Source organism: Paraburkholderia sp. J12, assembly GCF_905220215.1.
GTDB lineage: Bacteria > Pseudomonadota > Gammaproteobacteria > Burkholderiales > Burkholderiaceae > Paraburkholderia.
Genome location: NZ_CAJMZC010000007.1, coordinates 252,616 through 269,808, shown reverse-complemented (window position 1 = coordinate 269,808; position 17,193 = coordinate 252,616). Strand labels below are relative to the sequence as shown.

Sequence of the window (17,193 nt, the reverse complement as noted above, 5' to 3'; positions counted from 1 at the left end):
ACAGTGGCTGGCGAATGCAGCGAGGGCGCGCTGTGTCGGAATAGCACGGTTTGCTATTTCACGGGGAAGGGCGCAAAGGCCAGGCTGCAATCCACAGGCGGATTCGCTGCACCGCTTGCTGTCTGCGTGACCGTTACACCGTTGCCTGCGCCTCCCAGCGGCAGGGTCGTGCCGCCCTGACCGAGCGCGATCTGCGCATCGGATGCAGTGATGGACAGCGGTGTTGCGTCAGCCACGACATTGTTGAGCACAATCTGCAGCGGATTGACGACCGGCGGATCCGGCAGGCCGTTGGCGCCAGCCGACCAATCCGGGCTGGCGAGTATCGGGCTCGCCGAATTGAACCCCTGGAACGTATAGTTCGACGCGTTGACGATACGAATGCCGTCGAGCGTGATGTTCGCGAAGTTCGGATAAAGACCTGCGTTGGTCGTCGGGCTGTAATACGGCGAGAAGATCAGCGCCTGCGGTTGCAACGAGTTGGTCGGCGTGGCGGTACGGATGCAGACGTTTGTATAGTGGATGTTCGCTACGAGACCGCCGCGGCTCCAGTCCGACTTGATCCGCAAGCCGTTGTCCGGGCCGTTCAACGAAAGATCGTAGACATTCACATTGCTTACGCTCGGGAACTGCCCATTCACGGCGCTCACGCTCGCGTTGACCGCGCCATTGTCCGAACCCGCGGACTCGCTGCCGATCGACATGCCGTGTCCTTCATAGAAGTGGCTGTGTGCGACCGTCACATTGTAGGTGCGACCGTTGACGGGGGCGGTGCCGCCCTTGATCGCCACGTTGTCGTCGCCGGTGCGAATCGAGGTATAGGCGATCAGGATGTTGCTCGCGTCGCCGGTGAGTACGCCTGGATTGCCCGGATTGCTTGTGATCGGGCCCGAGCTTGCAGGGTCGATGCCATCCGTGTTCTTCGCGGTGAGCGTGCTGTACGGCGCGCCGAGATAGTTCGTCATCGCCTCGTAGGCCGCGGTAGGTGTATAGATCTTGACTCCCCAGGCGACGAAGTGATCGGTGCCGCTCGGCACGACGTGAAACTTCGGCGCGTTCTGCAGCGTGATGCGGTACAGCGTGAAATTGCGGCCGTTGTTGATCTGAATGAGGCGCGGGTTGTTCTGCGAAGCCTTCATTACGATATTGGCTTGCCAGCCGATGTCCCACCAGCTCATCGCCGTACCGTCCGGGCGCTTGAGCAATGCGGGATCGTTCGGCAGGCTGCTCACGAGCGGACTGCCGCCGCGACCATCGATGGTGCCGTCGCCTACCACGGCGCTGTTGCTCGTCTTCGCGGCAGTAATGAGCGCGTTGCAGCCGTTGTCGCTCGCCGTGATGAGGCCGCAGCTTGCCGTACCTTTGGTCTTGTCGTACTGACGCGGGTCGCGTGAGGCGAACAGTGTGATGCGCCGGTCGATCCAGAGCGTTACGCCGCCCGGCAGCGTGAGCGGACCGGAAAGGAATGCATTGGCGCCGTCCGCACCAGAGGCGAGATGTACCACCTTGTTGGTGGCGAGACCGGTACTGCTCGCGTTCGTGCAGCTCGTGAGCGCGGCCTGGATGCGGGAGGTGTCGGGCGCTGTGTTCGCCGCATCGGCGCTATCGGGCAAGAGTCCGTTGGCTTGCGTTGTCAGGCTCGCGGTGAGCGTCGCACAGATTTGCGAAGCGGAAGGCAGCGTCGGTTCGGGCGGTAAGCCGCTGTCGTAGGTCGTGGTGCCGACCTGAAAACCGGGCGCGACTGGAGTTGGCGTGCTGTTGTCCCCGCCGCTGCTGTCGTTGGAAATGGCGCCGGAGGTATTGCCTGCCGTGTTGCTGTCAGGAGAGGTGGGGCTTGCCGAAGCCGGCGCAGTGCCGTCGTTGCCGGCGGCGCTGCTGTTGCTGGTCCCGCTGTTTGATCCTGATCCGCCGCAGGCGGAAAGCACCATCGAAGTAATAAGGAAACCGAATAAAATGCTGGACTTTATTGCGGTGAAGACACGCGCGGCTATTGACCGCACGTCTTCACGTAAGCGAGAGGACGTATGCATGTAAGGATGCGTTCCGTATGAGATGGCTTAGGACTGCTGGAGAAATTTATCTGACAACAAGATTGAATTTGTCTTTTTGTCAAACAACGACGCGTAGTGTAGTGACCCGAGGCTTCTTGCTCACACCTGGTGAAAGCCCTGAAAAGCCGTTTAAAGATTGCCCTTGGCGTTATTTTCAAGATTGGTGGTGAGAAGATGTGCAGCCTGAAATGCCTTTCCGGGCACCGTGTACCCTTGTGCTTTCGGCGCATGGAGCCGCGTTCACAGGATTGCCCGTTGCGTGGCAGCTTGCCCGATCAGCTTGCATCGAAGCGCGATGAGGGAGATAACGAGATAAATGACGGAGTGGGCGGCAGTTCGGCCCAAGCCAATTGGGATGCCCGTTTTATTGATCTTGCGCAAGTTCGGCGACCTGGCAAAGTGGCAAGTCATGTCGGCCGCGGGATGGTTTTTCAAGATTGACCTCGGCGAGCCTATGCGAGGATAACCGCCCCTCTTTGCTGCCCGCCGTGACGATGAAACTTCCACTGCTTTTTGCTTCCCTGTTCGAGGACAAGCGAATCAAGACGACTTGCACTGATATCGAACCGGAGCGCACCGCTCAAGACGCCGCGTCGCAACCGGCCGCGCAGGCCGCCCGGACTGCCGAAGTAGCGCATCATCCCGACGCGCTACTTGATGGCATCGACCGGTTAGGGGAACTCATACTGGAACTGGGTGCGCAGCTTCGAGCCGAACGCACAAACAATGCGAAACTTCGCAAGCAACTCTACGCGGAGCTCAGCACACTCTCGCGAAGACTTCATGGACCGCCGGATGGTCATTGACGGCAATGCTTTGGCACGGCAAACTGCCTCGATGAACTCCTGCACGCTCAATTCCATGATGTGCGCCATGACCGCCATTGGCGAGTCGTGGGGAGCGTGACGTTCAGATATCGCGCACAGTTTTTCTCTACGGCCCCGCCAGTCAAGACGGGGCCGTGTCTTTTCCAGCTGCTCCGTATTGTTTGGCACAGACAGGTTTTGGCACAGACAGGAGTGGTTGCATGCACTACGTAGGTGTTGCCTTCCGCCGGAACGTTGCCGGCACACCAACCCGGTTGCCCGAACCGTGGAGCGTGACATGTTGACGATACGAAAAGCGAACCGCGACGACGGCGTCGACGCGTGGGAAATCCGCAGAACCTCGGTACTAGCTGCGTGCGCCGGCCACTATCCCGAATCAGCGCTGGCTCAATGGGTCGAAGGCACGGTCACTGAGAAGTGGACGAGCGTCGTGGAGCGTGACTTCTACGTCGCCGTCGATGACGGATTGGTCGTGGGTACCGGCATGCTGACCGTGGAAAGCGGGCAGGTAGACGCCATCTTCGTCCGGCCGTCTCACATGGGGCGCGGTGTTGGCGGCAAGATGCTGCGGTTTCTCGAGGCGCTGGCCGCCCGCCATGGTGTTGTCGAAATGCGCCTCGATGCCACGTTAAACGCAGCACCGTTTTATCGTAGCCTCGGTTGGGTGGGGGATGCGGTTTCGATCTATCGAACTGCGCGCGGAGTGAAATTGGCCTGCGTACCGATGACTAAACGCGTGCCTCCCGGCTTCGTTGTCCTCTATCGTTGGCGCCTGCACGCGGGCAGTGAAGATGCCTTTATTCAAGGCTGGACACGTCTATCGGATCAGCTTCGATCGCGCGGTTCGCTGGGCGCGAGGCTTCATCGAGGGTCTGATGGCATTTGGTACAGCTACGCGCAATGGCCCAGCGCGCAAGTGCGCGCCGATGCCTTGTCTATGGGAAATCTGGACGAAGCGGCGAAGAAAAAAATGCGTGCCGCAATTGCCGAGTCGTACCCGGAGATCATTCTCGAGCCGGTCTCGGACTCCCTCGGTTCCCCGGGCACGCCGGATGCTCACTCGAGGAGCCGCGACGTTTGTCGCTGAAACCGGAGAGGGATCATGAACAAGGACCATGTGAAGGGAACCGCCGAGAAAGTCAAAGGCAAGGTGAACGAGACTGTCGGTCGCGCGACCGGTAATCCGGAACGGGAGCTCAAGGGCGATCTGCAACAGGCCCGGGGCGAAGCCCAGAAGAAGGTCGGCGATTTGAAGGACGCCGCCAAGGATGTTACCCGGCACCACTAACCGTCCAGCCGGTTAGGCACCTCGCCTGGCTTGCGTCAGGCGGGGTTCACGAATGCCTCGCGAGCCGGCTTCATACTGTTTCATAGGGCGACGAGCACCACGCCTTTGAGCTTGCCCGCGCACGCTTCCTGCAGGGCCGCAGGCGCTGCGTCGAGACCCGTGATCATCGTGTGTGCAAGATGAAACGTTCCGTCTTGTTGCCAGGCTTGCTGGCGCGCGATCCATTCGTCAAAGGCGTTGCCGTCTTCCTCGTCTTCGCAGGCGCTGTAGCCACGTAATGTGATGCCTTTGATGGGCAATTGAAAGGCATCGATTTCGGTCGGCGCGACAGATGTAGAACCCGCCACGTGTAGTTCTGCGCTCAGCGCACCCAGAATCGCGAAGCGCGCGCCTTCCCGAGCCTGTGCCACCGCAGCAGTCAGTTGCTCGCCGCCGACCATGTCGACGAACACGTCGATGCCATGTGGGGCGGCGTCTGCGAGTTGTGTCGCGAACGGCTTGCCGTCGTGCACGATTACGGTGTCGTAGCCGAGTGATGCTTTCATCCATTGTGCTTTGGCTTCGCTGCGGGTCGTACCGATGACGCGTGCGGCGCCGAGCCGGCGCGCGATCTGTCCGGCCATCGATCCGATGGCACCGGCGCCGCTGGAGACGAGTACCGTGTCCCCGCTCCGCATCTTGATGCCCCGGGTCAACGCGGCATAGGCTGTCCAACCATGACCGAGCCAGGCCGCTGGATCGATCGGCCCGTGTGGCAATGTCTTGCATTGCCGCTCGTCGACAACGGCGTAGTCGCGCCAGCCGAGCGGGTGGGAGACGGTAGCGCCCGGGCGTAGCCCGGTGCCGGGGCCGGCTGCTATGACCTCGCCGATTGCTCCATCGGAGAGGGCATCACCGGGTTTGAGCGTCGGAAACGGAATACCTTTGATGTCCTGAGCATCGGGGCTGGCCATCAACCGCGTGGAGATCGAGATACGGAACCACTGGTTTCGTATTAGCACCTGATGCGGCGCGAGTGGGGCGAGCGGTGTCTCGGTAAGGGCGAAGTCCGATGCCTTGAGTGCGCCTTGCGGGCGACCGGCAAGCGTGACTTGACGGGATGAGCGAGGGAGTAGCGTCATTCAGGAATCCTTCCATGAACAGGCCGGCGGGGATACCGGGACTGATCTTGCTTAGATAGATGGATGGAAATTTTCGCCCGGACTCGTTTCTGTGGCTACTCGCCTTCCCATGCAGTGTTGAGCGGCGCGCGCAGGCCCGTTATGGCAGCGTTTGCGTGCACGGGCGGGGCTGTTACGGTGGCGGCGACTCGCGTTCCAGCCGTGTGCTCTAGAATGGCTGCTCTTTCTGCAGCACGTCGGGACGCTTAACGAGGGGACTTCCTCACGTTCGAATTGCTCGTGGTGCAGATACTGCAGCTGTCCAGTAGTTGTACCGTCTTCGAGAATCAAAAACCTTACCTGAGCCTGTAAGCGCGATGCTCACACTTCATTTGATTGACCGCCAGTCGCCGAACGACATTGAACGTCTACAAACCGTGCTCGAAGGTGCTCCGGGTTATAGCTTGGCTGTGGAAGGCAAGCTGCCCGCTCCCACTGCTGCCATTGAGGTACTTGAGGCACTGCCGCCCGGAAAAAGTCACGCAGACAAGTTCGTCTACGAAATCACACAAGATGCCGAGGCGATTGGATGTATTGAGCTGGTGCGTGGCTATCCGCAAGCCGGGATCGCTTTCATCGGCCTGTTGCTGTTCCGCGAGAGTTCGCAGGGGCAGGGCCTGGGTCCGCAAGTCCTGCGTCTTACTGAAGCGATCGCGCTGGGCTGGCAAGGCGGCGCTTTGCGCATTGCCGTGCTCGACACAAACCCACGAGCCCTCAAGTTCTGGGAGCGTGAAGGCTTCATCGAACTGCTACGCAAGCCCGCGATGGATTTCGCTGGGCAGGCTATTGTGATGGAGCGCGCTTTACTGGCTGAGTCCTCTTCGTAAGGCACGGTATTTTCCTGGCGATGCTTTGAATTTCGTCAAACAAAATGCGTCATGGATTGAGGCGTAAGCTGCTTCCGCTGCGGATCTCAGTATGCTAACCGTATAGTCGATGACGCTCGCACGCCTGCAACGCAGCGATTTGAAATGCTAACTTCGGTTCGTTAAAGGCGTTCTACTTTGTCCCGGGTATGGCCGCACAAGAAGGGAACATGGCACTTGAGGAAAAGGCCGGGCGAGAATTCGGCGTCGCTTTCCGGATCATCGATCATTGCCCGGCGGCGTGCTTCGGTAGACTATGGATCGTGCCTACTTCGCGACAACAACATGGACACTCAGCTTTTGATCATATGCGGGCTCACGTTCGTCATCCATGTGATCGCGACGCTTGCCTATGCCGTGCGTATTGCTGGAGTTCGCACGCGCCGAATCGCCGTGTCATTCTCTTTGTTCGGGATCATCGCTTTGGTTTCGCGAACGGCAAATTCCTTTCAGGGGCCATTCATAGCAAAGCGGGTTGAACTGGATATCGCTCGTCACATGGGGCACGGGTTGCTCGGCGACTTTCGGCTTTTCCTGCTGACGGCTACGCTGGCAAGCATTGTCGGTGCGTTCCTGATTCCCACCTTCCAGCGCTATTTCAGCCGCGCTGTTGAGCACTTTCAAGCCAATCGCTCAATACCGCGTCTGCTGCTCCATATCTTCAGCCGCGGCGGCGTCAACTACATCCGGATCGGAGCGCGACTCCCGTCCCGGCACAATGTAACCCAATTGGCATCCGGCGCAGGCGTTTCCCGGAAAGTCATCGGGCTGAACGTTATCGCGATGGCGATCTGGACAGTGGGTGTTTTCGCGTCGCTGTACGCCGGGTATCTAAAGCCAGATTTGCGCGTGACCTGTGCGAATCTGTCGTCGGTGATCAACGGGTTTGCGACCGTAGTGCTGGCGGTCGTCATCGATCCACAGGTGTCGGTGATGACAGACGATGTCATCGAAGGTCGCATTTCAGAAAACAGCTTCCGGCGGGCCATTACAACGCTCGCCGGCGCGCGTGTTCTTGGGACGCTCTGCGCACAGGTTGTTTTGGTGCCTGCGGCCTTGATCATCGTTCGCGTCGCGGAACTTATATAGCGAGCTGCGACAGAGGAAACGTCGCACGCAATGAGATCAACACGGGGGAACGAGGCATGCTTTCGGAGCTCACTATTCCTTGCTGGACACGCGGCCGCATTTGGCCCACGTTGTCATACATGGCAGCGGTTTCCGCGAGCAGCCTGAAGCTATACAAGGCTGGCCATGCGGCCGGCCCCTGGATCATGGCGATGCTCGCGATACTAATGGGTGTTCCGATTTGCAGGCTATGCCTGAAAAAGCAGTTTGTCTTTTCTCGTCAGCCGAGAGCCTTGCGGCGCGAACTCTGCTTTCTCGGCATACGGGTGCGGACTGAATCGATGGACCCCAATCCGTTCAAGTGGGTTCGCTCGCGCATGGGGTCATTCGAACCCCGGGACACAATCATTGAACTCGGGATGGAGCATTCCTACGATGCGCTTACTGTTCAAACGATAAAGTATGCGATGGGAGAAACGCCGGATGTGATTGCGATCCGCGGGCAAATTGCCGATGTACTTGGCGTCATGGATCGCGGTCACGAACGTTTGCCGCCGCAACGGAAGATCATCTGAATACCCTGGCTTAGGTAATCCAGTCTTCGTGCGCAATCCACGCTGTTTGAAAGGCCGACTGTCCGCTTCGGCGTGATCGCAATTTCTTTTGGATACCCTTTGCCTTACTGGCCTCTCTTTTTCGTTAGGAACTGAAGCCTCAGTCTCTTACTGTCGAATAGACTACCTTTTCCCCATGCCATCGTCCGCAACCGTCATTGAAACCCAGCGCCTTATATTGCGACCTCCCGAAATCGGCCACTTTGAAGACCTCTACAGCATGTGGTCGGATCCCGAGGTTGTCGGGCACGTCACCGGACATCCGCTCACACGCGAAGACACCTGGGCACGACTGCTTCGAAGCGTGGGGCACTGGGCGGCACTCGGCTTCGGGCATTGGGTCGTGTTTGAAAAGCTCAACGGAACGTTCGTCGGTGAAGTCGGTTTTGTGCGGCACATGCGAGGCATTAGCGACGACTTTGACCGCGCCCTGGAAATCGGCTGGATGTTGGCCAGACGAGCGCAACGGCTCGGCTATGCATCGGAAGCAGTCGCGGCCGCTCTGGGGTGGGCCGACGAAAGCTGGCCACAAACCGACACCGTTTGCATCATCTCACCCAACAACGTCGCTTCCTTGAAGCTGGCGAGCAAATTCGCGTATCAAGCGGAGTACGAAGCGCTCTACAAAGACAAACCGGTATTGGTCTGCCGACGTTCAACGAACCTTCACCTATAGGTTTTCCAGTGGAGTTCGGTCCATGACCCGGTTCGCCTGGCGTCGTATCAACACCGTCGATGCCCCCGGACGCAGCCGGGCGCGTCACGAAGCCTGGCTCGCAAGCCGCCTCTGTTGCGTGCTGCGATTCGACGAAGATCAGGCCATCGACGCACGAGTCGAGCAGATTGTCGAGCTTATCTGACGTTCTGCAGCATCGCGCCAGTGCCCTTCAATGCGTCACCAGCCCATTGAACTGCGCATTCCCCGCACCCGCGGCGATATTGATGCCGATATTGCCGCTCGAAGCCGCGAGTGAACCCGCCCCGAGTTGTGCGACGCCACCGCCGGTCATATGCACGACGGCATGCACGTTCTGTTGCGTGACGATTTCCGCTTGATGCGTGGTAGCCAGTGCAATCTGATTGGCCTGCGCGTTGAGTGCCCCAGCCGCGAGGTTCACGCCGATATTGCCGCTTGCGTTTCGCAACACGTCTGCGTCCACGTAAGCAGACGGCGCGTCGAGTTTTGCGTTGCCGCTAATGTTCTGCAGCATGCTCAAATTCGCCGACGCAAATACGGCGGTACTGTCGTCCTCGGGCGACGTGACCGCACTTCCCGCAAACGCCGATGCGGCACCCGCGCATGCCGTAGCATAGATAACGGCGGCGACTAACGAACGAACTCTCATCGGCGGCTCCTCAACGTGTTTTAACAACACGGATAGCCGCGATATCGACCGAGAACAGGCAAGTTGAAGAGAGGGTTTTCCCAGGGCTGCCGGGTTATTATTCGGCAGACAAATCCTTCAATCCCTTATGCACAAGAAGGTGCAGCCGGCCAAAATCATTCTGCTCAATGGCGTCGGCAGTTCGGGCAAGACGTCTCTGGCGTGCGCATTTCAGGTGGCCGCAGCCGATGTTTTTCTCCACGTCCAGATGGACACGTTCCTCGGCATACCCAGGCAATGCGCGTAGATAATACGGGCGCAAGCCGACTACGGGAGACTACGCACCGCCGTTGTGCAGCAATGTTGCGAGTTGCAATGGGCATGTCACGCTCGCGCTCTAACGTGTGATTCCGTCCCTGATTTGCTTCTCCGACGCCCCCGGCCTAAGGCTGGGGCGGAATGCTTTGAAACGCGCCCTTTATTCTGTACGCTGTTGTCAGGAGGCTGGCCGCAGATCAGCCCATATCAGGAGAACCAGCGTGACCAGACGGGCCGTCCCCTTGCGGGCGGCGTACCGTTCGCTGGCAGAGGGGCTCACCCACTGAGAAGGAGGCATTCATGGAATCGTCTTCAGGCCCGCATGCGGGTGCCCAGGCCGGTCACGTCGACAAATCAATGACCATGCTGGCGCTGGCCGCCATCGGCATCGTGTTCGGCGACATCGGCACCAGCCCGCTTTACACAATGGCTACAGTTTTCGACTCGGGCCACGGACTCATGCTCACTCGTGCCAATGTGGTGGGCGTGGTGTCGCTCATCATCTGGTCGCTGATGATCGTCGTGACGCTAAAGTACGTCACGCTGATCATGCGCGCCCACAACCACGGCGAGGGCGGCATCATGGCGCTGCTGGCGCTGGCCTCCAGCTCGGTGATGGACAAGCCGCGGCTGCGCAACGGGCTCCTGCTCGCCGGTGTATTCGGCGCGGCGCTGTTCTACGGTGACGGCGTGATTACGCCCGCCATCTCGGTGCTCAGCGCCGTGGAAGGGCTGCAGGTGGCGGAGCCGAAGCTCAAACCTTTCGTCGTGACGATCGCGCTGGCCGTGCTGATCGTCCTATTCCTGGTGCAGCGCCGCGGCACGGCGGGGATCGGCGCGGTGTTCGGGCCGGTGATGGTGCTGTGGTTCGTCGTCATTGCGGTGGCAGGACTACTAAATATTGGCCGGGCACCGGCTATCCTCGATGCTTTCAATCCGTTCGTGGGCCTCGAATTCCTGCTGCGCAACGGCTGGGTAGCCTTTGTCTCGCTCGGCGCGGTGGTGCTGGCGCTGACCGGCGCCGAGGCGCTGTATGCCGACATGGGGCACTTCGGTGCGCCGCCTATCCGTCTTTCGTGGTTCGCGCTGGTGCTCCCCGCCCTGGGGCTCAACTATCTGGGGCAGGGCGCGCTATTGTTGTCGGACGCGAAGACCGTGGACAACCCATTCTTCCACCTCTTTCCCTCGATCACGTTGTTCCCGATGGTGTTGCTGGCCACGGTGGCGACCGTGATCGCGTCGCAAGCGGTGATCAGCGGCGCCTTCTCCATGACGAGGCAGGCCATGCAATTGGGCTTCATGCCGCGTATGGGCATCATCTACACCTCCGAGCGCGAGGTCGGTCAGATCTATGTGCCGGCTATCAACTGGCTGCTGCTGATCGCCGTGGTGGGGGCGGTGCTGGGCTTCGGTTCCTCCACGGCGCTGGGTTCGGCCTACGGGATCGCGGTGACGGGCACCATGATGATCACCACCTTCCTCACGTTTTACGTGGTGCGCTACGCCTGGCACTACAACTGGTGGCTGTGCGTGCTGGCGACGGGCTTTTTCTTCGCCATCGACTTCACGTTCTTCTCGGCCAACCTGCTCAAATTCGTGGATGGCGGGTGGTTCCCGCTGTTGCTGGGCGTCGTCATGTTTACGGTCATGTCCACATGGCACCGCGGCCGCGCAATGATGATCGAAGAGGCCCGGCGGCATGCAGGCACGCTGCCGCTCTCCGACTACCTGAACGGTCTGTTCGCGAAGGACACGATACGCGTGCCCGGCACCGCCGTGTTCCTGAACATCGACATCAATGCCGTGCCGCATGCGCTCGTCAACAACCTGGAGCACAACCACGTGCTGCACGAACGCGCACTGTTTGTGCACGTGAAAAATCTGGATGTGCCGTATGTGCCGCGCAAGCAACGCGTGGAGATCAAGTCGCTGGGCCACAACTGCTACGCCATCGTCGTGGCTTATGGTTTCAAGGACGAAGCCAACTTGCCGAAAGCATTGCGTGACTGCGAACCGGCGGGTCTGGTGATCGATCCGGCGCAGGTGTCCTGGTTCCTCAGTCATGCCACGGTCGTGGCGACCGGAGGCAAGGGCATGCCCGTATGGCGTGAACGCCTCTTCAGCGTCATGGCGCACAATATCGGCAACCTGGCGGCTTATTTCAAGCTGACAGCAAACCGCGTGATCGAGCTGGGGTCGCGCGTCGAAATATGAACTGAGCTACCCCCGATCAAGAGGAGTCTGGTTATGCCGTGCGGTGTCAAAGCAGTCGCAGTGGGTAGTGCTCTGAGTTTGTTTTGCGCCGTTGGCGTGAGCGTGCGCCCGGCACGGATTTCAGCTACGCGAGCATCGAAACGGAGGTGCTCGGGCTCGTATTGAGCCATGCAACGCATAGGTCCGTTGCGCAGTACACGAGCGAGCGCATCTGGAAAAAAATGGGCATGGAATCCGATGCATCGTGAGGGCGCGACGCGACCGGACAGAACATTACCTATTGCTGCGTGAGCGCTACGCTGCGCGACTGGGCAACGCTGGGACTGATGCTCGCGAATGACGGCCAGTGGAACGGCCAGCAGATCGTGCCGCGAGACTGGGTATTGCAGGCGACCAGTGTCGCCCCGGGCGATGGTTTTCTGGCACCGGGCAAGGCCAATCCAGTTTTCGGTTACGGGTATCAAGTCTGGATATTGCCGGGCGAGCAACGCATGTTTGCACTGCAAGGCATGGACGGCCAAAGAATCATCGTCGATCCGGGCTCGAAACTCGTACTCGTGCAAACAGCGGTCTGGACGAGCGACCACGACCCGGGCATGCGGGAGATTTATGCCTTGTGGTATGCGCTCGTCGCCCAGTATGGAACCTGGGGGCTCGCCAGCGAATGACGGGTGGTTTTCGGGCAAGGCGACGAAGCAACATATCGCAAGTTGCTTCTGTTCGCGGCCTTAGACCTCGGTTTCGTAAAGCAGGCTGTATTTCCCTCTCGTTCGCTTGATTCGGGCGAAACCAGGCTCTCCCAGATGCATGCCGGCAATCAACAGTCCTTCCGAACTGGCCATGTCGAGGAGTCGTGATCGCGTGCCGGCGGCCAGAGACGGGTCCTGATCGAATGCAATCGATACGTCTGGTCTCTGGATCTGGATGTGGGGGAAATGAACGATATCCCCCCAGACCAGCGCGCTATCGCCACGGGATTCGAGGAGGTAGCCGGTGTGCCCTTCCGTGTGCCCGGGCAACGGCATCGCGCGAATACCGGCAAGCACTTCCCCCTCCTCGAAAGTACGGAGCCTGTAGCGGTAGCCGTCGAACACCTGACGCGCTACCAGGAAGTTACCGCGTGCCCGCTCGCTGGCGCGGCTCAGATTTCCATCGTCTTGCCAGAATTTGACTTCTTGCTGATGCGCGACGAGTTCCGCGTTCGGAAAAGCCACGTGTCCCGTTGCATCCACCAGACCGCCTACGTGGTCGGGATGGGCGTGCGTGAGCAAGATCGTGTCGATCGCGGACGGTTCGATGCCGGCAAGTAACAAATTGGCCTTCAACTGGCCACCCCATTGCTTGATGCCTCCGGCCCCGCCGTCGATGAGGATGGTGCGGCCCGATCCGTGCACTACGTAGCAGTTGATATGCACGGCGCAGGGCGTCTGCTGCCCGGCGGCATGCTGCATTCTGGAGGCCTCGGACGGGTCAATATTCGAAAGGAAGTCGAGGCTCGCAGTGAGGTAGCCATCGCTGATTGCCGTAATCGTGAAGTCCCCGGCCCGCTGGCTCGGAAAGGTCAGTGTGGACACCCTGTTTCTCCAGCCCGGTCAATTGCGGGCATAAATGTTCGATGCGGCATAGCCAAAACAGCGGATGCGCGCCGTAAGGCCCGTGTGCCGGGCGATGGCGTTCTCCATGGCTTCCATGAACGGGTTCATTACCGCGGGTGTACGAAACGTCTCCAGGCGATACTGGATTTCCGCGAAGACGGGATGTCCATGACCCCGCCGAACAGCTACATAAATGACGTGAACGTTTTTGAGCGCCGCTTCAAGGACATTCGTACAGAGTGCGATGCAGTCACCGGAGAGTGCGGTAAGGCATTCCTCGGATGGCATGTTTTCCGCGTGAATATAGAAAGTCAGGTTGGGCATCGCGGATCTACTGTTCCGGTTTTTCAAAATTAAGAGGATGACTTACCAATTGCTCCGTCATCGGTGCATAAATGTAAACCTCCTTCGGGATATCCCCTGTGAGCGGCGTATTGTGCCGGGGCAGGACTGCGAACCAACGGTGTTCCGGAAATCTCTCCAGCCCAACGGCGTGCACGGCCAGCGGTTCGAGGCCCATCTGGATTAGCGGATCGGGGCCGCCTGCGCCCAGTACGAGGAGTTCGTCGGCAGCGACGGCTGGCGCCGGGCCGATTTCGCTATAGAGATTCCGGTGCCAGTCGGTGATGTGTTGCTGCCACCTCGCGAAATTGCCACCGCCTTTGCGTCGATATTCCTCTCCGGTCAGGATGTCGGGTCCGTCGATCGTGTGGATGGCCAGATAGACGGGGCAACCTTCGTTTATCGCCCGGAAACGCTGCGACGTGTGAAAGCCCGTAACCGAAATGAGGGCGGGCAGCTTTTCGAGGCTATAGAAGTCGTTCCATTCGGCTTCGCTATGGGGATCGGCGAAGCTGCATTCCACGGTATAGATCATCGGATTGTCCTTCGTAACGGATGAGCATCTTCGTGCGAACGATGCCTTTTCACTGCAATGATGTAATGATAGGAGGATGTATCTCGCACAGATATCGAGTTAAAGTCACTCTTCAGTGATATTTACTCAATCTGGCGTCGAGCGAGTTTTGACCGGAGAAAGACCCATGCGACGTAAGATCCCCAGCCATTCCGCGCTCCTCGCTTTCGAGGCCGCGGCGCGACACGGAAGCTTCGCCCGCGCCGCCGAAGAGCTGGCGCGGACCGAGGGCGCCGTCAGTCGCCAGATTGGTCGCCTGGAGGCGTTTTTGGGTGTTGTGCTGTTCGAGCGAGTGGGAAATCGCGTGCGGCTTGTACCCAACGGCACGCGATATGCCGCGCAGGTTCGCGAGACCCTGGACCGGCTGGAACGGGACAGCCTGTACCTGATGGGGCAGCCCGTCGAGGGCGCGAGTCTCGATATCGCCGCCATTCCGACCTTCGCCACGCGTTGGCTGATCCCGAGGCTGAAGCGCTTCCAGCAGCAGGATCCGAACGTCACCGTGCATATCGCCGAACGGATGGATCCCTTCCTTCTTGCCGGCAGCGGGTTCGATGCGGCGATTCATTTTGAGCATCCGGCATGGGCCGGTATGCATCTCCATCCGCTGCTGGAGGAGGTGCTGGTGCCGGTCTGCAGCCCGGCGCTACTCGCAGGCGCGGTTGCGAACCCATCGCTGGATGAACTGCCGCGTCTTCACAGGCGACAGAATCCGGATGCCTGGCAGATCTATGCACAGGAGTCCGGCATCGTGCTGACCAACTCGGCAGTGGGCGCACGTTTCGATCTCCATTCCATGTTGATCGAGGCAGCGCTTGCCGGCCTGGGGGTTGCACTGGTGCCGCGCCTTTACGTCGGGGCCGAGCTGGAGCAGGGCCGTTTGGTCGCGCCGTGGCCCGAGAGCCAGGCGGTCGCCAAAAACTTCTGCCTCGTTCTTCCTGAACCGATCGAATTGAGCGAGGCGCCGCTAAAGGCATTTGCAAACTGGATGCTTGACGAAGCGCGGGAGCGGACGCCTTGAATCGTTCATGCGTCAATTGCGCTTTATTGCGAGTGCGAGTTGTGCGATACACGTCGTTCGACAAAGCCTGAGCTATACTTGCGCCGATGAAAATCATCCGGACATTCCTCGTGCTGCTGCTGTGCGCGATGCTGCCCCTGAGCGGGCTGGCAGCGAGCGGCCTGACCGGGCAGTGTCCGCTGCAGGCTGCGATGGGCGACGACACCGCCGCGATGTCGCAAAACATGCCCGGTTGCGATGGAATGAAATCCGCCTCGGCGGGTCATGGCAAGTCGGGCGGCATGTTCTGCAAGATGACGGCCCAGTGCCAGGCCGGCAGCCTTTACCATCCTGTTTCCCTTCCTGCTCTTTCGCGGCCCGCCGGGCGCCCCAGTCCGGTCCGCTTCCACTACGCCGTTGCATGCCCCGCGCGCAGCCCCGACGGGCTGTGGCGCCCGCCGCGCGCGCTCTGACTCCCCCTGTCCGGTACACCGCCTCTTCGCGGTGATGTCGTCCCCATCCGGGACGTGAGACCCGTTGCCGATTCTCTGGCCGTTTGACGGCCGGCACGGGCTCGACCCTACGGAGTTCATCATGCATCCAGTCCACGCCATGCCGGCACGCCGGCCTGGCCGGCTGCGGCTGCGCGCGCCCATGCTCGCGTTCGCGCTGGGGTACGCCCTGGCCGGCCACGCCCAGACGCCGTCCCAGTCTGTGCCCCAGACGCTTCCCCAGACTGTCTCGCAGACGGTGCCTTTCACGCTTGAGGCCGCGCTGCAATCGGCGGCCCTGCACAACACGGCGATCCAGGCCGCACAGGCATCGGTCGATGCCAGCGCCGAGTCCGTGGTGAGCGCGGGCCAACTACCCAATCCGAACCTGACTGCCGGTATCGACGCTTTGCCGATCAACGGCGATCAGGGTTTCACCATCGGACAGAACATTCTCACGATGCGCCGCATCGGCATCGAGCAGGAATGGGTATCGCCACACAAGCGTACGCTTCAGTCCGATCTCGCCAGCCGCATGGTGGACCGCGAGCAGTCCGGTTATCTCGCGCAGCTTGCCGGTGTGCGCGAGCGCACGGCCATGGCCTGGCTCAATGCCACCTATGCGAAGCAGGCTGTGACACTGCGCGAGGCGCTGGTCGCCCACATGACGCACGAGCTTGCGGCCACCGAGGCGTCGTATCGCGGTGCAAAAGCGACTGCTGCCGACGTGATGCAGGCAAGGCTCATGCTGGCGCAGGCCAATGACGAACGCCTCAAGGCCCGTCAGCTGTTTCAGACTTCGCTCATCGACCTGTCGCGCTGGACGGCCACGCCCGTTGTCGACGTAACGGGCGATCCGCCGGCTCCGCAATCCGCCGTTTCCACGCTGCCCGCGGAGCAGCTTCGCACGGTCGAGCCTGCACTGATCGCAGCGGCGGCCGATATCCGCGTGGCCGACGCGGACGTGGCCGTTGCCGAAAGCCGGCGCAGTCCGAACTGGACCTGGAACGTCTCGTACCTGCAAGGCGGCGGCAATGCGCGGTTTGCGTCCGTGGGCGTGAGCATTCCGCTGCCCATTCATCGGTCGAGCGTCGAGGACCGGGACGTGTCGGGCAAGGCAGAGCTCGCGACGAAGGCCAGGTTGACCTATGAGGACACGCAGCGCGAGGTGGATGCGCAGATCCAGACCCTGTCGACCACGCTCGCAAGCGGTCGCGAGCGTCTTGCCGGCCTGCAGGCGTCGCTTCTGCCCGCCGCCGATGCGCGGGTCGATCTCGCGGTAGCCGCCTGGCGCGCGGGAGCCGGTTCGCTGGCGGACACGTTCGCCGCACGGCGTGCGCAGCTCGATGCCCAGCTCCAGATTCTCGACCTGCAACGGGACGTTTCGCTGACCTGGGCTCAGCTCGAATACCAGGTCGTGCCCCCCGCTCTTGCCATCAGCCAATGAAGCCCGTGAGAAC

At 60.5% G+C, this 17,193-nt stretch carries 23 protein-coding genes; 17 read left to right on the top strand and 6 right to left on the bottom strand.

Annotated elements, in window-relative coordinates; all coding sequences use genetic code 11:
• Nucleotides 1-53 precede the first annotated feature (53 nt).
• Nucleotides 54-1,613, bottom strand: coding sequence for a glycoside hydrolase family 28 protein (locus tag U5760_RS17680; protein WP_322013540.1), 1,560 nt, complete (start codon nucleotides 1,611-1,613; stop codon nucleotides 54-56).
• Between the two features lie 139 nt (nucleotides 1,614-1,752).
• Here U5760_RS17680 and U5760_RS17675 point away from each other — a divergent pair, with 139 nt between their 5' ends.
• The 5 genes from U5760_RS17675 (at nucleotide 1,753) to U5760_RS17655 (ending at nucleotide 4,166) form a co-directional block, all read left to right on the top strand.
• A complete protein-coding gene (locus tag U5760_RS17675; protein ID WP_322013539.1) occupies nucleotides 1,753-2,034 on the top strand; it encodes a hypothetical protein in 282 nt (93 codons plus the stop codon).
• 125 nt (nucleotides 2,035-2,159) lie between these two features.
• Nucleotides 2,160-2,492: a hypothetical protein gene (locus tag U5760_RS17670; RefSeq protein WP_322013538.1), complete on the top strand. Its 333-nt coding sequence runs from the start codon at nucleotides 2,160-2,162 to the stop codon at nucleotides 2,490-2,492.
• Between the two features lie 53 nt (nucleotides 2,493-2,545).
• A complete protein-coding gene (locus tag U5760_RS17665; protein WP_322013537.1) occupies nucleotides 2,546-2,857 on the top strand; it encodes a hypothetical protein in 312 nt (103 codons plus the stop codon).
• A gap of 298 nt (nucleotides 2,858-3,155) precedes the next feature.
• Complete coding sequence (locus U5760_RS17660; RefSeq protein WP_322013536.1) at nucleotides 3,156-3,965, top strand: GNAT family N-acetyltransferase; 810 nt, start codon at nucleotides 3,156-3,158, stop codon at nucleotides 3,963-3,965.
• Between the two features lie 15 nt (nucleotides 3,966-3,980).
• The gene (locus U5760_RS17655) at nucleotides 3,981-4,166 is read left to right on the top strand and encodes a CsbD family protein (RefSeq protein WP_322013535.1); all 186 of its coding nucleotides are present in this window, start codon (nucleotides 3,981-3,983) and stop codon (nucleotides 4,164-4,166) included.
• A gap of 80 nt (nucleotides 4,167-4,246) precedes the next feature.
• Here the strand turns inward: U5760_RS17655 and U5760_RS17650 are convergent, their stop codons facing one another.
• Nucleotides 4,247-5,287, bottom strand: a complete 1,041-nt coding sequence (locus tag U5760_RS17650) for an NADP-dependent oxidoreductase (RefSeq protein ID WP_322013534.1) — start codon at nucleotides 5,285-5,287, stop codon at nucleotides 4,247-4,249.
• Nucleotides 5,288-5,643: 356 nt separating this feature from the next.
• Here U5760_RS17650 and U5760_RS17645 point away from each other — a divergent pair, with 356 nt between their 5' ends.
• From U5760_RS17645 to U5760_RS17625, 5 genes are all read left to right on the top strand, one after another.
• Nucleotides 5,644-6,153, top strand: coding sequence for a GNAT family N-acetyltransferase (locus U5760_RS17645; protein WP_322013533.1), 510 nt, complete (start codon nucleotides 5,644-5,646; stop codon nucleotides 6,151-6,153).
• A gap of 324 nt (nucleotides 6,154-6,477) precedes the next feature.
• Complete coding sequence (locus U5760_RS17640) at nucleotides 6,478-7,281, top strand: lipid II flippase Amj family protein (protein ID WP_322013532.1); 804 nt, start codon at nucleotides 6,478-6,480, stop codon at nucleotides 7,279-7,281.
• A 119-nt stretch (nucleotides 7,282-7,400) separates the two neighbouring features.
• A complete protein-coding gene (locus tag U5760_RS17635) occupies nucleotides 7,401-7,835 on the top strand; it encodes a hypothetical protein (RefSeq protein WP_322013531.1) in 435 nt (144 codons plus the stop codon).
• A 175-nt stretch (nucleotides 7,836-8,010) separates the two neighbouring features.
• Nucleotides 8,011-8,550: a GNAT family N-acetyltransferase gene (locus tag U5760_RS17630; protein ID WP_322013530.1), complete on the top strand. Its 540-nt coding sequence runs from the start codon at nucleotides 8,011-8,013 to the stop codon at nucleotides 8,548-8,550.
• A 22-nt stretch (nucleotides 8,551-8,572) separates the two neighbouring features.
• Nucleotides 8,573-8,734 (top strand): hypothetical protein, encoded by a 162-nt coding sequence (locus U5760_RS17625; RefSeq protein ID WP_322013529.1) that lies wholly within the window; start codon nucleotides 8,573-8,575, stop codon nucleotides 8,732-8,734.
• 27 nt (nucleotides 8,735-8,761) lie between these two features.
• On the opposite strand, the gene U5760_RS17620 is transcribed toward U5760_RS17625, so the two are convergent.
• Nucleotides 8,762-9,085, bottom strand: a complete 324-nt coding sequence (locus U5760_RS17620) for a hypothetical protein (RefSeq protein WP_322013527.1) — start codon at nucleotides 9,083-9,085, stop codon at nucleotides 8,762-8,764.
• A 262-nt stretch (nucleotides 9,086-9,347) separates the two neighbouring features.
• On the opposite strand from U5760_RS17620, the gene U5760_RS17615 reads away from it, so the two are divergent.
• The 4 genes from U5760_RS17615 (at nucleotide 9,348) to U5760_RS17605 (ending at nucleotide 12,399) form a co-directional block, all read left to right on the top strand.
• The gene (locus U5760_RS17615) at nucleotides 9,348-9,506 is read left to right on the top strand and encodes a phosphotransferase-like protein (protein WP_322013526.1); all 159 of its coding nucleotides are present in this window, start codon (nucleotides 9,348-9,350) and stop codon (nucleotides 9,504-9,506) included.
• A 311-nt stretch (nucleotides 9,507-9,817) separates the two neighbouring features.
• Complete coding sequence (locus tag U5760_RS17610; RefSeq protein WP_322013525.1) at nucleotides 9,818-11,731, top strand: potassium transporter Kup; 1,914 nt, start codon at nucleotides 9,818-9,820, stop codon at nucleotides 11,729-11,731.
• Between the two features lie 83 nt (nucleotides 11,732-11,814).
• Nucleotides 11,815-11,979, top strand: coding sequence for a serine hydrolase (locus U5760_RS31675; RefSeq protein WP_415914125.1), 165 nt, complete (start codon nucleotides 11,815-11,817; stop codon nucleotides 11,977-11,979).
• Nucleotides 11,980-12,018: 39 nt separating this feature from the next.
• Nucleotides 12,019-12,399, top strand: a complete 381-nt coding sequence (locus U5760_RS17605) for a hypothetical protein (protein ID WP_415914124.1) — start codon at nucleotides 12,019-12,021, stop codon at nucleotides 12,397-12,399.
• Between the two features lie 60 nt (nucleotides 12,400-12,459).
• Here U5760_RS17605 and U5760_RS17600 read toward each other — a convergent pair whose 3' ends face one another.
• From U5760_RS17600 to U5760_RS17590, 3 genes are read right to left on the bottom strand one after another with little or no spacing between them, the layout of a single operon-like run.
• Nucleotides 12,460-13,305, bottom strand: a complete 846-nt coding sequence (locus U5760_RS17600; RefSeq protein ID WP_322013524.1) for an MBL fold metallo-hydrolase — start codon at nucleotides 13,303-13,305, stop codon at nucleotides 12,460-12,462.
• 18 nt (nucleotides 13,306-13,323) lie between these two features.
• Complete coding sequence (locus U5760_RS17595) at nucleotides 13,324-13,650, bottom strand: hypothetical protein (protein WP_322013523.1); 327 nt, start codon at nucleotides 13,648-13,650, stop codon at nucleotides 13,324-13,326.
• A 7-nt stretch (nucleotides 13,651-13,657) separates the two neighbouring features.
• Nucleotides 13,658-14,203, bottom strand: coding sequence for a sugar ABC transporter (locus U5760_RS17590; protein ID WP_322013522.1), 546 nt, complete (start codon nucleotides 14,201-14,203; stop codon nucleotides 13,658-13,660).
• A gap of 166 nt (nucleotides 14,204-14,369) precedes the next feature.
• Here U5760_RS17590 and U5760_RS17585 point away from each other — a divergent pair, with 166 nt between their 5' ends.
• The 3 genes from U5760_RS17585 to U5760_RS17575 all read left to right on the top strand — a co-directional run bounded on the left by U5760_RS17585 (nucleotide 14,370) and on the right by U5760_RS17575 (nucleotide 17,180).
• Nucleotides 14,370-15,263: a LysR substrate-binding domain-containing protein gene (locus U5760_RS17585; RefSeq protein WP_322013520.1), complete on the top strand. Its 894-nt coding sequence runs from the start codon at nucleotides 14,370-14,372 to the stop codon at nucleotides 15,261-15,263.
• A gap of 86 nt (nucleotides 15,264-15,349) precedes the next feature.
• Nucleotides 15,350-15,715 (top strand): hypothetical protein, encoded by a 366-nt coding sequence (locus U5760_RS17580; protein ID WP_322013519.1) that lies wholly within the window; start codon nucleotides 15,350-15,352, stop codon nucleotides 15,713-15,715.
• A gap of 121 nt (nucleotides 15,716-15,836) precedes the next feature.
• Nucleotides 15,837-17,180 carry a TolC family protein gene (locus U5760_RS17575; protein WP_322013518.1) on the top strand — a complete coding sequence of 448 codons (1,344 nt, stop codon included), beginning with the start codon at nucleotides 15,837-15,839 and terminating at the stop codon, nucleotides 17,178-17,180.
• Nucleotides 17,181-17,193 lie beyond the last annotated feature (13 nt).